Origin of the sequence: Agrobacterium rubi TR3 = NBRC 13261 (genome assembly GCF_000739935.1) — a bacterium.
GTDB lineage: Bacteria > Pseudomonadota > Alphaproteobacteria > Rhizobiales > Rhizobiaceae > Agrobacterium > Agrobacterium rubi.
The window spans coordinates 1-13,426 of sequence record NZ_BBJU01000016.1 but is presented as its reverse complement, the minus strand read 5'-3'; the positions used below and the strand labels follow the sequence as shown (position 1 = coordinate 13,426).

Annotated in this window: 11 protein-coding genes; 2 read left to right on the top strand and 9 right to left on the bottom strand. The window is 56.7% G+C overall.

The annotated features are described in order from the left end of the window. Positions 1–96: 96 nt before the first annotated feature. Positions 97–1,380, bottom strand: a complete 1,284-nt coding sequence (locus tag RRU01S_RS13480; RefSeq protein ID WP_045230803.1) for an NAD(P)/FAD-dependent oxidoreductase — start codon at positions 1,378–1,380, stop codon at positions 97–99. Positions 1,381–1,647: 267 nt separating this feature from the next. Between RRU01S_RS13480 and RRU01S_RS13475 the strand changes: the two genes are divergently transcribed. Continuing rightward, a complete protein-coding gene (locus RRU01S_RS13475) occupies positions 1,648–1,884 on the top strand; it encodes an Lrp/AsnC family transcriptional regulator (RefSeq protein ID WP_045230802.1) in 237 nt (78 codons plus the stop codon). A gap of 62 nt (positions 1,885–1,946) precedes the next feature. On the opposite strand, the gene RRU01S_RS13470 is transcribed toward RRU01S_RS13475, so the two are convergent. The 3 genes from RRU01S_RS13470 to epmA form a co-directional block, all read right to left on the bottom strand. Further along, positions 1,947–2,138, bottom strand: a complete 192-nt coding sequence (locus RRU01S_RS13470) for a hypothetical protein (RefSeq protein WP_045230928.1) — start codon at positions 2,136–2,138, stop codon at positions 1,947–1,949. 382 nt (positions 2,139–2,520) lie between these two features. Then, on the bottom strand, positions 2,521–3,573 hold the full coding sequence (locus RRU01S_RS13465; protein ID WP_045230801.1) for a lysine-2,3-aminomutase-like protein: 1,053 nt from the start codon (positions 3,571–3,573) through the stop codon (positions 2,521–2,523). Continuing rightward, positions 3,570–4,634: an EF-P lysine aminoacylase EpmA gene (epmA, locus tag RRU01S_RS13460; RefSeq protein ID WP_045230927.1), complete on the bottom strand. Its 1,065-nt coding sequence runs from the start codon at positions 4,632–4,634 to the stop codon at positions 3,570–3,572. The genes RRU01S_RS13465 and epmA overlap by 4 nt, the downstream gene beginning before the upstream one ends. A 207-nt stretch (positions 4,635–4,841) precedes the next feature. Between epmA and efp the strand changes: the two genes are divergently transcribed. Beyond that, entirely contained in the window at positions 4,842–5,411 is a 570-nt protein-coding gene (gene efp, locus RRU01S_RS13455; RefSeq protein WP_045230800.1) for an elongation factor P, read from the top strand. A 132-nt stretch (positions 5,412–5,543) separates the two neighbouring features. On the opposite strand, the gene RRU01S_RS13450 is transcribed toward efp, so the two are convergent. The 5 genes from RRU01S_RS13450 to RRU01S_RS13430 all read right to left on the bottom strand — a co-directional run bounded on the left by RRU01S_RS13450 (position 5,544) and on the right by RRU01S_RS13430 (position 13,228). Further along, complete coding sequence (locus RRU01S_RS13450) at positions 5,544–6,995, bottom strand: efflux transporter outer membrane subunit (RefSeq protein WP_045230799.1); 1,452 nt, start codon at positions 6,993–6,995, stop codon at positions 5,544–5,546. Between the two features lie 141 nt (positions 6,996–7,136). Further along, entirely contained in the window at positions 7,137–10,226 is a 3,090-nt protein-coding gene (locus RRU01S_RS13445) for an efflux RND transporter permease subunit (RefSeq protein WP_045230798.1), read from the bottom strand. 43 nt (positions 10,227–10,269) lie between these two features. Continuing rightward, on the bottom strand, positions 10,270–11,484 hold the full coding sequence (locus RRU01S_RS13440) for an efflux RND transporter periplasmic adaptor subunit (RefSeq protein ID WP_045230797.1): 1,215 nt from the start codon (positions 11,482–11,484) through the stop codon (positions 10,270–10,272). Between the two features lie 134 nt (positions 11,485–11,618). Beyond that, the gene (locus RRU01S_RS13435; RefSeq protein WP_234901957.1) at positions 11,619–12,275 is read right to left on the bottom strand and encodes a TetR/AcrR family transcriptional regulator; all 657 of its coding nucleotides are present in this window, start codon (positions 12,273–12,275) and stop codon (positions 11,619–11,621) included. Between the two features lie 2 nt (positions 12,276–12,277). Continuing rightward, on the bottom strand, positions 12,278–13,228 hold the full coding sequence (locus RRU01S_RS13430; RefSeq protein WP_045230926.1) for a phosphoribosylaminoimidazolesuccinocarboxamide synthase: 951 nt from the start codon (positions 13,226–13,228) through the stop codon (positions 12,278–12,280). Between the last annotated feature and the right edge of the window lie 198 nt (positions 13,229–13,426).

The following is a 13,426-nucleotide window of genomic DNA, read 5'->3' as shown; positions in this document are numbered from 1 at the left end:
ATATATCGAACTGTGTAGATGGTGGACTTTATATTTTCAAGAATATAACGATGCGCGGTGGATACGACGCTCGCTTGAGCCTCAATCCGCAGGTGTTCAGATGCGCTCACTTGCCAAATGCGCGATTTGCGCGCCTGCTTCGTAGTAGGCTTCTCTCAGCGCGAGGACGCTGCGGGCTTTTGGGTCCGTGATCGGCAGCGGCATGGCGTCTTCGGTGATATCGCCTGCCACGTGGGCAGCCAGCGTTTTGCCGAAAACCGTTCCCGGCGCAATGCCGCGACCGTTATAGCCGCAAAAGCCGACGACGTTTTTTGCGAATTTGTGGAAGCGGGGTACGGAATCGTCGGTCATGCCGATCTGGCCGTACCATTCACATTCGAATTCGATCTCGCCCAATTGCGGGAACAGCCGCTTCATCGCACGTTTGGCCCATGCAGGATGAACGGCGGCACCCGTGTTGCGCAATGCGCCGACGCTGCCGAAGATGAGGCGTCCCGCCTGGTCCATGCGGAAGGAGGAGAGGATTTCGTTCGTGTCCCAGCAGCCTTCGCGGTTCGGCAGAATGGTTTTTCTGACGTTGTCGCCCAGCGGTCTGGTCGCGACGTTGAAATAGGGCAGATAGACCTGCTCTTCGCGCATGATTTTCCACGGTCCGGTGCTGTAGGCCTCCGTGGCGACGATGATCCAGTCTGAGCGCACAGAGCCACTGGCCGTCTTGACCACCCACCCGTCGCCATCCGCCTGGCTGTCGATGACAGGGCTGGAGGTATAGATTGTGGCCCCTGCGTTTTGTGCCGCCTTTGCAAGGCCGCGTACATAGGCGAGCGGTTGCAGCGTGCCCGCACGTTCATCCAGCAAGGCGCCGCTATAGGCTGAAGAGCCTATGCGGTCTGCGGTTTCCTGTGCGTCGAGAACCCTGACAGGCGCGCCGCGTGCGGCCCACTGCGCGCAACGTTCGCGGATTTCGACCAGTCCCTTTTCGCCTACGGCGCAGTGGAGCGTGCCGTTCTTTTCAAGCTGGCATTCGATCTGATGTTTTTCGATGATCTCGCGCACCAGAAAAGGTGCGTTGCCGAGAAGATCGAGCAGGCGCTCGCCATAGATGGGGCCCAAAACATTTGGCAGCTCTTTGGGCATGACCCACATGCCGCCATTGATGAGGCCGACATTGCGACCCGCGCCGCCAAAGCCGATCTCCTTGCCTTCGACAACGATGACCTTGATGCCACGCTCCGCCAGATGCAGGGCTGCGGAAAGGCCGGTAAAGCCACCGCCCACGACCACGACATCGGCCTTCTCATGGCTTTCGAGCGCTAAGGTGACGGGCGGTGTCGGCGCGGTTTTTTCCCAAAGGCCGTGCGAGCGTGGATCATTGTACATCGAGATCACCCAAGGATGCGGAGGGCATGTGCGCCGTCTGTCGGCCGAGCCGATGTCCGTCACGCATAATGCGGGCAGCTTAGTCCTGCCTTGCGCGGGAGAATACCGACATATCGTCATCATGTCATGCCTGACCGGAATGTGGCGTCACACCTAAGATATGCAAACAGGCTTGAAACACGCGCGCGGCTGGGACAATAGTGCGGCACGACGCGCAAGGGCGGTCTGCCAGTTGCGCTTATCTCAATTCGTGACGGGAAAAAGATCATGAAGCCCATTTTTGTTCAGCTTCAATGCACGCCCGGCAAGACATACGACGTTGCCGATGCCATTTATAAAACGGAACTGGTTTCCGAGCTTTATTCCACGAGTGGGGAGTATGATCTTCTCTTGAAGATTTATCTGTCGCCGGAGGAAGATGTCGGCAAATTTATCAACGAAAACATCGTCAATATTCCAGGCATTGTGCGGTCTTTGACGACGCTGACATTCACGGCGTTCTAAGCGCAGTCTTCAGGCTGGAAAGGCGTTGTCCCGTGCAGAGGGAACGCCTTCATTCAAGGTCTTCACACCAGCGCTGCGACATTGCGGTTGCGCACCAGATTGCGAATGGCAAGCCGCACGTCGTCGGCGCTGTCAAAGCGTTGCTCGTCAAGATCGTGAACGTGATATTTGACGGCAATGAACTTGAGACGGTTGTTGTCAGGGACAACGATGCCCACGGGTTCACCAGCGAATTCAATAACTTGCTTTTGCATCATACATACTCCCGCTGTGGCTTGGCACACAGCATTTCGTCGAATCGAATTTTTGAAGATGGGTGGACCGTTAGGTCACATTCGACAGCAGCGGGAACACATGGATGTGTGACCGGCACTCACAAACCGCTGATCAAGGATCGCGGCGATGCGTTTCATATTTGACATGTCACTCTCCCTGTTTTGGTGTGAATCCAGAGCGCCAGAAACAACGTCTCCAGCGGAATCACTGATACTCCAGATTCGCGGCGTAATCAATGATTTTCAATATAGGTAGAATATTTTTCTTTATGATGACAGGACAGGGGCGGAATTGTGAAATTTTTGTTTCTTTGGTATCGTCCGAAGCGAGGCTTTGATATGCCCTGCTTATTAGCTCTGTCTATTCCGGCTGCGGCGGATAGGTGTGAACGTTGCCGTTGAAATCGGAAATGGAGTAGCAACCCTCGGGCTGTTTCGCCGCCGCATTCTGACCTATGACGGCTTTTCCATGGCCGCCGGGAATATCCAGCACATACGTCGGCTGACACAGACCGGAGATATGTCCGCGCATGGCGGCAACGATTCGTTGCCCTTCCTCTATCTCCATCCGGAAATGGCTGGTGCCTGGTGCAAGGTCCGGGTGGTGGAGATAATAGGGCTTTACCCGCGTTTCCACGAAAGCGCGCATGAGATCGGCAAGAACGCGCGGATCGTCATTGATGCCCTTCAGCAGCACCGATTGACTGACCATGGCAATGCCAGCGTCGATGAGGCGAGCACAGGCCGCTCGCGCCTCAACCGTCAATTCGCGCGGATGGTTGGCGTGAAGCGCGATATAGGTCGTCTTGCCGCTGGATTTCAGCGCTTCGACCAAGTCCGCATCGATGCGGCCGGGATCGACAACGGGTACGCGGGTGTGAAACCGCACGATTTTGACATGCGCTATCGCCTTCAAGCCATCCATGATGGCCGTCAATCGGCGCGGCGAAAGCACAAGCGGATCGCCACCGGTGAGAATCACTTCCCAGATGTCTTCGTGCGCCGAGATGTAGGCAAGAGCTGCCGACAATTCATCACCCGTCATCGTGCCGTTGCCCTGCGGGCCGACCATTTCCCGACGAAAGCAGAAGCGGCAATAGACCGGGCAAATATGCACGGCCTTCAACAGAACGCGATCCGGGTAGCGATGGACGATACCGGGAACCGGGCTGTGCGCCTCGTCGCTGATGGGATCGGCGCGTTCTTCCGGTGTTTGCAAAAGCTCTGCGTCACTGGGCAGGAATTGCAATCCAATGGGATCGGTCGTGTCTTGTCTGTCGATGAGATTGGCGACAGTTGGCGTGACGGCGACGGCGTAGCGTTCCGCCACGGGACGAATACGGTCCAGCGTCGAGCCGTCGATAAGACCGGCATCGAACAGGTCCTCTGCCGATTTCAAGCTGCGGGTGCTCATGATCCGTAACTCGTCACCGGCGCCCACATGACGAGATCGATGCGGGGTGCGCCTGTTGCCAGCATCACCAGCCGATCAAACCCCAGCGCAATGCCGCTTGCCGCAGGCATGATCTGAAGTGCTGCCAGAAAATCTTCGTCTATCGGATAGGTTTCGCCATAAACGCGTTGCTTCTCCGCCATTTCAGCCTCAAAACGCCGCCGCTGCTCGGCTGCATCCGTCAGTTCACCGAAAGCGTTGGCCAGTTCCACGCCGCAGGCATAGAGCTCAAAGCGTTCGGCAACGCGGCTGTCTCCTGATGAATGGCGTGCAAGGGCGGCTTCGCTGGTGGGGTACTCGTCCAATATGGTCGCGCGCCCGAAGCCGAGTTTGGGTTCGACCCGTTCCACGATGACGCGGCTGAATAAATCCGCCCAGCTATCGTCATCCGCCACGCGAATACCGGCCTCCTTCAGCTTTGCAGCGAGATGATCGCGGTCCGTTTTGCCATCCGTGTCGATCGTGGCCAGCAGATCGATATTGCCATAGCGCTTAAAGGCTTGCGCCACGCTCAGCCTTTCCGGCTCGATAAACGGATCGACGCTGTGCCCGCGATAGGTGAAGCTCTTCGTTTTCATCGTTTCGGCTGCGAGTGCCAGCACATCGGCACTGTCACGCATCAAGGTTTCGTAGGTTTCACCGACGCGGTACCATTCCAGCATCGTGAATTCGGGATGGTGAAGCGGTCCGCGCTCGCGGTTGCGATAGACATGCGCGAAACAGTTGATCCGCTTTTCGCCCGCAGCCAAAAGCTTCTTGCAGGCAAATTCCGGTGATGTGTGCAAGTAGAGCGGGGCCTGTGAACCGCTGGTCGTTATGCCGGTCGTCGCAAAAGCGTGAAGATGGGCTTCGTTGCCGGGCGATACCTGTAACGTGGCGGTGTCGACTTCCAGAAAGTCATGGGCTGCAAAAAAGCCGCGCATGGCGGCCTGGATCGCGTTGCGCCCCATTAGAAACGGGCGGCGATCCTGGTGCACATCCGGCATCCACCATGGGGATGTCGTGTCGAGGTTTGAGGCCATCTGTTGCTTTCTTTGCGATGCCAACCCATGCCTTGGGGCCGATTTATTTGAAAACCGTTGCACTGTTTTTGGTTCAAGGCTTTTGAAGGCTGGCATTTACCACGGATTTAAGGTAGTTGCGCCCCAGAAAACAGACAAAACGTCCATTGGGTCAGTGCCACTGCTCGGTCCTTTACGACGCATTTTATTGAGTTACAAGGAAATCATATGGTCAAGGTTATCGCCTCATCCGTGCGCAAGGGCAATGTCATCGATGTCGACGGCAAGCTTTACGTCGTTCTCAACGCCAACAACTTTCACCCCGGCAAGGGTACCCCTGTGACGCAGGTCGATATGCGCCGCATCTCGGATGGCGTGAAGGTTGCCGAACGCTGGCGCACCACCGAGCAGGTCGAGCGCGCCTTCGTTGAAGACCTGAACTTCCAGTTCCTGTATGAAGACGGTGAAGGCTTCCACTTCATGAACCCGGAAAATTACGATCAGGTCGTGGTGGATGTCGAAACCATGGGCGACCAGAAGGCCTATCTTCAGGAAGGTATGACCTGCGTTCTGTCTATCCATGAAGGTCTGCCGCTGGCTGTCATCCTGCCGCGCCATGTGACGCTTGAGATCATGGAGACCGAACCGGTCGTGAAGGGTCAGACGGCATCGTCTTCCTACAAGCCGGCTATCCTGTCCAACGGCATCCGCACCATGGTGCCGCCGCATATCGATGCTGGTATCCGCGTGGTGGTTGCGACCGAAGACAATTCCTACGTTGAGCGCGCGAAGAACTGATTTTCGCAGCCATCGTTGTTTTGAAGAAGCCCCGGAGTGATCCGGGGCTTTTTTCGTTGGCTGCCTTGCGCACAAAAAATCCCGCAACTCGCGTTGCGGGATTGATGTCGTGTAAAAAGTGGACTGCCGCTCTTACATGCCCTTGGGTGTGTTGGCTACCATGACGGTGTTCGACGATGCCGTCGGCCCACCAACGGCATAACCGCCGCCGAGAGCAACGCTCAACCGAACATAGTCCTGAGCTGTTGTCTGCACCGCTGTTGCCAGGTTGGCCTGGGCCGTGGAGACCTGACGCTGTGCGTCGAGAACGTCCAGCAGCGAGGACGCGCCATCGCGGTAGCTTGCTGTCGCGAGCGAAAGCGCTTCCTGGTAGGACTTGACGGTTCTGCGAAGGGCATCTTCCGTCTGCTTGTCGCGGTTGACGGCGGCAAGTGCGTTTTCCACTTCTTCGATACCGTTCAGCACGGTTTCCTTCCAGGCCAGATACTGCTCGCGAGCAGACGACTTGGCGATATCGACATTGGCGCGCAGGCTGCCACCATCGAAGATCGGCAGCACGAGGCTTGGGCCGAAGGACCAGGAGTTCGATGTTCCGCGCGAACCGTTGTTGGAAAGGTTCACGTAGCTTGGCGAAATCGAACCACTGATCGTGATGCTGGGGTAGAGACGCGATTCGGCAACGCCGATTTCCGCGACGGCCGCTGCCAGATTGCGCTCGGCCACACGAATGTCGGGACGATTGCGGATGAGGTCGGCTGGAATGCCAGTCAGCGCTGCCTTGCGTGCAACAGGCTGACGCGCGCCGCGCTGCAATTCGACAACGAGCGACGATGCCGGCATGCCCAGCAACGTTGCGATGCGGTGAGCCGCCTGGCGGAAGCTGGTTTCCAGACCCGGCATGTCTGCAAGCGTCGAGTTGACAAGACCTTCGGACTGGACGACGTCGAGGCGCGACGCCGCGCCGGCTTCAAGCTGAAGCTTCGTCAGGTCAAGCGTTTCGCGACGTGACTTCAAGTTGGCGCGGGCGATGGCCAGGCGCTCCTGATAGTAGCGAACGTCGATATAGGCAGAGACGACGGACGAGATCAGCGTCAGACGCTGAACGTCGGCCGTGGAATATGCAGCGTCCAGCGAAGCGCTGGCGCTTTCCTTGGCGCGGCGATACTGGCCGAAAAGGTCCAGCAGCCAGGATGCATCAAGCGCGCCGCCCGAGACGTTCTGAACGGCGGAGCTGTTCGATGGGAAACTGCCCTTCGTCTGCGATGTCGTGTGGCTGCCGGAGCCCGTCAGGCTTGGAAGAGCGCCTGCGCCCGCAACGGTAATCTGGGACTGGGCCTGGTTGATGCGCTCGATGGCCTGGAGAACCGTGAGGTTCTGCGCAAGACCCGTCGAAACATAGCCATTCAGGCGGCTATCGTTAAACGCGTTCCACCATGCAACCGTCGCAACGTCGCCATTGCTGGTTTTTCCGCCTTCAGCAAATTTGACCGGAAGCTGTGCTTCGGGTGCCTTGTGATCGGGGCCGACAACGCAACCGGAAAGCAGAAGCATCGTGAGAGGAAGGGTAACACGAATAGACGGCATGAAATTTTCCCAATTTAATTTGGCGCACGTGGCACCTCAGTCAAAACGAGCGGAGCGCTGCTGTGGGCTGAAGAAATGCAGTTCACAATTGCCAACATTTCTAACAGCGTCTTGCGGTTTTGCTAGCACGTTTTTGGTTTGTTAACGTTTAGATAGGCGCCGAATCATGACGAAAAACGATGGAATGAAGAAAATTCCGAGGAGTGTTGCAGAAAGCATACCACCCAGAACGCCGATACCGATCGCATTCTGTGCCGCAGAGCCCGCCCCGCTGGCAATGGCCAGTGGAACGACGCCGAGGATGAAAGCGAGAGAGGTCATGATGATCGGACGCAGTCTGAGCTTTGCAGCCTCGAGTGTCGCGTCAAGCAGACTTAACCCATGCTCCTGCCGTTCCTTGGCGAATTCCACGATCAGGATCGCGTTCTTCGCCGCAAGGCCGATGGTCGTCAACAGGCCCACCTTGAAGTAGACGTCGTTGGACTGGCCGAAGAGATCGGCGGCAAGCAGAGCACCCAACACGCCCACGGGCACAGCCATGATGACGGAGAAGGGGATAGACCAGCTTTCATACAGCGCCGAAAGGCACAGGAAGACGATCAGAACAGACAGGGCGTAAAGCAAGGGTGCCTGAGATCCGGAGAGCCGTTCCTGATAGGACAATCCCGTCCAGGCCACCGAGTATCCACCATCCATCTGGGACACGATGCGTTCCACCTCGTTCATGGCATCGCCGGAGCTGACGCCTGGAGGTGCCGAGCCTTCCAGCGAGAACGCATTGGCGGCATTGTAGGCAGAGACGGATGGTAGACCGTTCACCCATTTTGCCGTCGTGAACGACGTAAATGGCACCATTTCGTTGCCCGAATTTCGGGCGTTCCAGTATTTCAGGTCCTCGGCCTGCATGCGGTAGGGCGCATCAGACTGCACATAGACCTTCTTGATCTTGTTGTTGAGCGTGAAGTCGTTGACACGGCTGCCGGCAAAGATCGTGGTCAGCATGGAGTTGACTTCGGAGGTGCTGAGGCCCATTGCGCCCAACTTTTCCTGGTCCAATTCAAGCTTGACCTGACTTTCCTGGTCGCGGTCGTTGGCACGCATCGCGGTGATCATCCCGCTGGAGTTTGCAGTCTGGATGAGTTGCTTCGATGCGCTGACAAGTGCGTCACTTCCCTGGTTTCCACTGTCCACGAGATACATGGAGAAGCCACTGGAGTTGCCAAGGCCCTGAATGGCCGGTGGCAGAATGGGGAAGACCTGTGCTTCGCGGAAGGTCATAAACGTTCCCATCGCGCGCTGGACAATCGCCGAGGCAGCCATGTTCGGGTCGGTTCGCTGGTCGAAATCCTTCAGCTTCGCAAAGACGAGGGCATAGCTTTGTCCACTGCCGGTAAAGCTGAAGCCGTTCACCGCAAAGATACTGTCGATGACGTCTTTTTCCTTGTCGAGGTAATAGTTCTCGACTTTTTCGACGACCTTTGCCGTCTGCGCGCTGGTGGAGCCGTTCGGCAGTTGGATGATCGTCATCAGAACGCCCTGGTCTTCCTGCGGCAGGAAGGACGATGGCAGACGGCTGAAGAACCAGGCGCATCCGCCCATGACGATCGCGAACATCAGAAGCACACGCAATGGCCGCTTCAGAAGATAGCCGATAGAGCTGACATATCCCGTGGTGGTGCGGTCGAAGTTACGGTTGAACCACGCGCCGGGGCCACGGGTCTTCTTTTTATGATCGATCGGCTTCAACATCGTTGCGCAAAGCGCCGGGGTCAGCACGATGGCCACCACAGCCGACAGCAGCATGGCCGACACGATGGTGACGGAGAACTGGCGGTAGATGATACCGGTGGAGCCGCCGAAGAAGGCCATGGGAATGAAGACCGCTGTCAGAACAAGCGCAATGCCGACGATGGCGCCGGTGATTTCGCCCATGGACTTTTCGGTTGCTTCTAGCGGGCTCAGCCCTTCCTCGGACATGATGCGCTCGACGTTTTCAACAACGACGATCGCATCATCGACGAGAAGACCGATGGCAAGGACCATCGCAAACATCGTGAGCGTGTTGATCGAATATCCGGTGAGCGCCAGAATGCCGAAGGTACCGAGAAGCACCACGGGAACCGCGATCATTGGAATGAACGTGGCACGCAGGTTCTGAAGGAAAACCAAGAGCACGACAAACACCAGAACGATGGCTTCGATCAGTGTGTGCGCGACTTTTTCGATCGAGAGCGAAACGAACGGTGTCGTATCATAGGGGTAGATGACCTTGACGTTCTGCGGCAGGGTCGGGGCGACCTGCTCCAGCTTTGCCTTGACCAGAGCCGCCGTATCGAGCGCGTTGGCACCCGTCGCAAGGTTCACAGCGAAACCGGAGGCAGGCTGACGGTTCGAGCGCGACGTGGAAGCATAGGTTTCCTGGCCGATCTCAACGCGCGCAACGTCGCTCAGCCGGACATTGGCGGCGGTGTTATCGACCTTGAGGATAATGCGTTCGAAATCGGAAACGGTCGTCAGCTGGCTTTGTGCCGTCATCGTGACGTTGATCTGCTGACCTTCCAGCGAAGGCAGTCCGCCCACCGAACCAACGGAAACCTGCGTATTTTGCGACTGAATGGCTGCCGTTACATCGGCTGGCGTCAGCTGGAATTTCTTCATCTTGAAAGGGTCGAGCCAGATACGCATCGCGTAGGCCGAACCGAAGGCATTGATATTGCCCACACCCTCGATACGTTTCACCTGGTCTTCGATCTGCGTGGAGAAAATGTCGCCAAGATCCGCTGAAGAACGCTTTCCATCGGTCGAAACCAGCGCGCCGACGAGCAGGATGCTCGACGTCGATTTGGTGACTTCGATGCCGAGATCCTGGACCACGGCTGGCAGCTGCGAGGTGACGAGCTGGAGCTTGTTCTGGACCTGAACCTGCGCAATATCGCCATTGACGCTATTGTCGAAGGTCAGCGTGATGCTTGCCGAGCCCGTCGTGGACGACGAGTTCATATAGGTTAGCCCATCGAGGCCGGTCATTCCGTCTTCAATGATCTGCGTGACGGTTTTGCGCACCGTATCGGCACTGGCGCCCGTGTAACTTGCGCTGATGCGGATCGTGGGCGGCGCGATTTCAGGATATTGCGAAATCGACAAGGTACTGATGGCCAATGCGCCACCCAACATGATGACGATGGAAATGACCCAAGCAAAGATCGGCCGCCGAATGAAAAATTTTGACATATCTAGTTCCTGATCACGATGTTGCCGAGCATGTCTTCAGACATCATGATTTCGGCGCGGGAGCTGGCGCAGCCTGAGCGCCCTGCTTTTCTATGATGGATCCCTTTTCATCGATTTCGACCGGTATGGGATTGACGGCGGCATTGTCGGCTATCCATTGAAATCCGTCCGCGATCAGCTTGTCTCCGTCCGCAACATTCTCTGTGACGAGCCAGTTGTTTCCGGACAGCTGGCTTGTGGGGAATGTTCTGGTCTCGACCTTGTTTTCGGCCGTGACGAATTTTGCGGTCAGCTCGCCATTGGCGTTCCGGCTGGCCGCGCGCTGCGGAATGAGGTAACCGATTTCCTTGCCGACGGTGATGGTGGCACGCACATACATGCCTGGCAGAATGGTGTTGTCAGGATTTTCAAACAGGGTGCGGATGGAAACGGTGCCTGTCGTCGTGCTGACAGCCATTTCCGACATGTCGAGCTTGCCGACGCCGGGATATTCCGAACCGTCTTCCAGCGTCAAACGAATGTCCGTCGTTTCGCTGTTGTCGCTCCGCTCCAGCTTTCCAGCCTTGATCGCAGACTGCAAACGAAGAAGGTTTACACTGGATTCGTTCAGCTGGATGTAGATCGGATTGATCTGGCGAAGCGTGACCAGAGAATCCGTCTGGCTTGCGGTGACGACGTTTCCAATCGAGAAATTCGTCGCAGAGGTCACGCCGTCAAAGGGTGCGCGCACTTCGGTCAAAGACAGGTTGATCTGGGCGGTCTGCAAGGTTGCGCGCGCCTGAGCAACGGAGGCTCTCGCCTGAAGAAGCGTCGTGCGCGCATCTTCGAATTCTTTCTGTGATGCGCCGCTATTGGCGAGGCGCTCATAGCGCTGCAAATTCGCTTCGGCTGCGGGAACGCTGACTTCCGCGCGCTCCAGAGATGCCTGCGCTTCCGCAAAGGACGCCTGATAGGTATCGTCGTCGATCTTGTAGAGAAGATCGCCCGCTTTGACGAAGCTGCCTTCCTTGAAGGCGATCTGCTTGATGATGCCGCCGACACGCGGACGAATGTCCGCTGTCTGGAAGGCGTCGGCGCGACCGGGCAGCAATGTCGTGAGCGGATAGTCGCTCTTTTTCATGGAAACGACACTGACCGGGGCAGGGGGCCGCTGGCTGCCTTGCGCCGGAGCCTTCTTGGCCTCGTCGCTGTCGCTGCAGCCGGCAACGACGCCTGCCATGAGCAAGATGGTGAATAGAGGAGCTAGACGTCTTTTCATCGTTTTTCTCATGTTCCACGGTCGCATTTAATGCTGCTGTAACGGGGCCTGAGCATTTCTGCTCCAGTGGGTTCAATCGGCTCGCAGATCGTCAAGGCGGCATTTCGGAAAGAGGTGACGTATAGACCTTATCGTCACTTGGCAATCCCATACCGCAGTGCACAATCCACGAGGCGAGCCAGTTCCTGGCTTCGTGTTGCCAAAATGTCGACGTCCTCGTGGGCGATCAGCGCGGGGTGCAGCACACTGGTCAAGGCCATGAGTGCGGTGCGAGCCGATGCGTCCACATCTGTCTGCGCATAAATGCCGTCTGCTATTCCGTCTGTGATAATGGCGGCCAGAAGGTCTGTGATGACATTCTCATAATAGCGACCACAAGCAAGCTCTCTTTTGGCCGTCATCAAAATCATTTCGAAGATATAGGGATTGTCGTTCAGATCCCGGCGATGGTTTTCCATCAAGCTGCGCGCCAGGTGGCTCAGTCTTTCAAATGGCGGGTGCGTCGCGTCCAGTGGGTCGAGCTTCTGCTCCAGCAAGCGGATTTGCTGGAGGAAGATGGCATCGACAAGCGCATTCTTGGAGTGGAAATGCTTGAACACATTTGCAGGCGACATGTTGAGCGCGCCGGCAATGTCGGCGATCGACACCGATCCAAACCCGCGCGCGCGGAACAACCGCTCTGTCATGGCGAGGATGTCACGACGCGTTTCCTCGGCCGAACGGCGCGGGCGTAGTTTGCGCACGCTGGGTTCTTCTTTTTTCGGTGAGATGTGTCCGGTTGCTTTTGTCAAAATCACGCTCCCTGGAAAAACGGCTCCAGATTCTTTCGAACTCTGTCAATCGCGGATGCTTCGCTATCGTCCGGATGAAAAACATCGCCGGTAATGCGTTCAAACGCTTCTATATACACCTTCGAGGTCTGGAGCACGAGTTCCCCAGGGATTTCGGGGATGTCATCCTTATAGGGGTCGCAGCGCTCGGCTACCCAGGAGCGAACGAAATCCTTGTCGAAACTGCGAGGACGGGTGCCGTTCTGGAAAGCTTGCTCATAAGTATCTGCCATCCAGTAACGGCTGCTATCGGGCGTATGGATTTCGTCAGCCAGAATGATGGTGCCGTTTTCATCGGTGCCGAATTCATACTTCGTGTCCACCAGAATGAGACCTTGCTTGGCCGCGACATCCTGCCCGCGCTTGAAGAGTGCTAAGGCATAGGTGGAAAGCGTTTCCCATTGCGTCTGCGTCAGCAATCCCTTTTCGATGATTTCGGCCGGTGTCAGCGGCTCGTCATGGCCACCATCGAATTCCTTGCTGGTCGGCGTGATGATCGGCTCAGGCAGAGCCTGATTGTCTTTCATGCCATCCGGGAACGTGACACCATACATGTTGCGCTCGCCCTTCTTATAGAGCGTCAGAATGGATGTGCCCGTCGTGCCGGCCAGATATCCGCGCACAACAATCTCGACGGGCAGAATATCCAGTCGCTTGCCGATCACCACATTCGGATCGGGATAGGAGACGACATGGTTTGGACAAATATCTTTCGTCTGCTCGAACCAGTAGCGCGCCGTTTGCGTCAGCACCTGCCCCTTATAAGGAATGCAGGTCAGAATGCGGTCGAAAGCGCTGAGGCGATCGGTCGAGATGATGATGCGGTTGCCGTCCGGCAAGTCATAGTTTTCGCGGACCTTGCCGCGATAATAGTGTGGAAGTTCGGGGATGACGGCTTCTTCTAGAACGCGCACGCGATTGTCCAATCTCTGTCGATAAGGCGATAACCGGCTCAAACGCGCCGGAGAGTATGGGTCATCCTATCGCACGTTTTAGAGGCAAGGACCAGTCTGGGCTTTTGCGAGCAGAGCGAAGCCGTTGAATATCAAAAATCCGAATTTATCTACGAAATCATGATCTTACAAAATATGTCTATTTTTTTACAATACCCC

What these genes read in the sequence shown, in the direction of transcription:
- RRU01S_RS13480 (WP_045230803.1), bottom strand. Translation starts at nt 1,380, where the DNA reads ATGTACAATGATCCACGCTCGCACGGCCTTTGGGAAAAAACCGCGCCG.
- RRU01S_RS13475 (WP_045230802.1), top strand. Translation starts at nt 1,648, where the DNA reads ATGAAGCCCATTTTTGTTCAGCTTCAATGCACGCCCGGCAAGACATAC.
- RRU01S_RS13470 (WP_045230928.1), bottom strand. Translation starts at nt 2,138, where the DNA reads ATGCAAAAGCAAGTTATTGAATTCGCTGGTGAACCCGTGGGCATCGTT.
- RRU01S_RS13465 (WP_045230801.1), bottom strand. Translation starts at nt 3,573, where the DNA reads ATGAGCACCCGCAGCTTGAAATCGGCAGAGGACCTGTTCGATGCCGGT.
- epmA (WP_045230927.1), bottom strand. Translation starts at nt 4,634, where the DNA reads ATGGCCTCAAACCTCGACACGACATCCCCATGGTGGATGCCGGATGTG.
- efp (WP_045230800.1), top strand. Translation starts at nt 4,842, where the DNA reads ATGGTCAAGGTTATCGCCTCATCCGTGCGCAAGGGCAATGTCATCGAT.
- RRU01S_RS13450 (WP_045230799.1), bottom strand. Translation starts at nt 6,995, where the DNA reads ATGCCGTCTATTCGTGTTACCCTTCCTCTCACGATGCTTCTGCTTTCC.
- RRU01S_RS13445 (WP_045230798.1), bottom strand. Translation starts at nt 10,226, where the DNA reads ATGTCAAAATTTTTCATTCGGCGGCCGATCTTTGCTTGGGTCATTTCC.
- RRU01S_RS13440 (WP_045230797.1), bottom strand. Translation starts at nt 11,484, where the DNA reads ATGAAAAGACGTCTAGCTCCTCTATTCACCATCTTGCTCATGGCAGGC.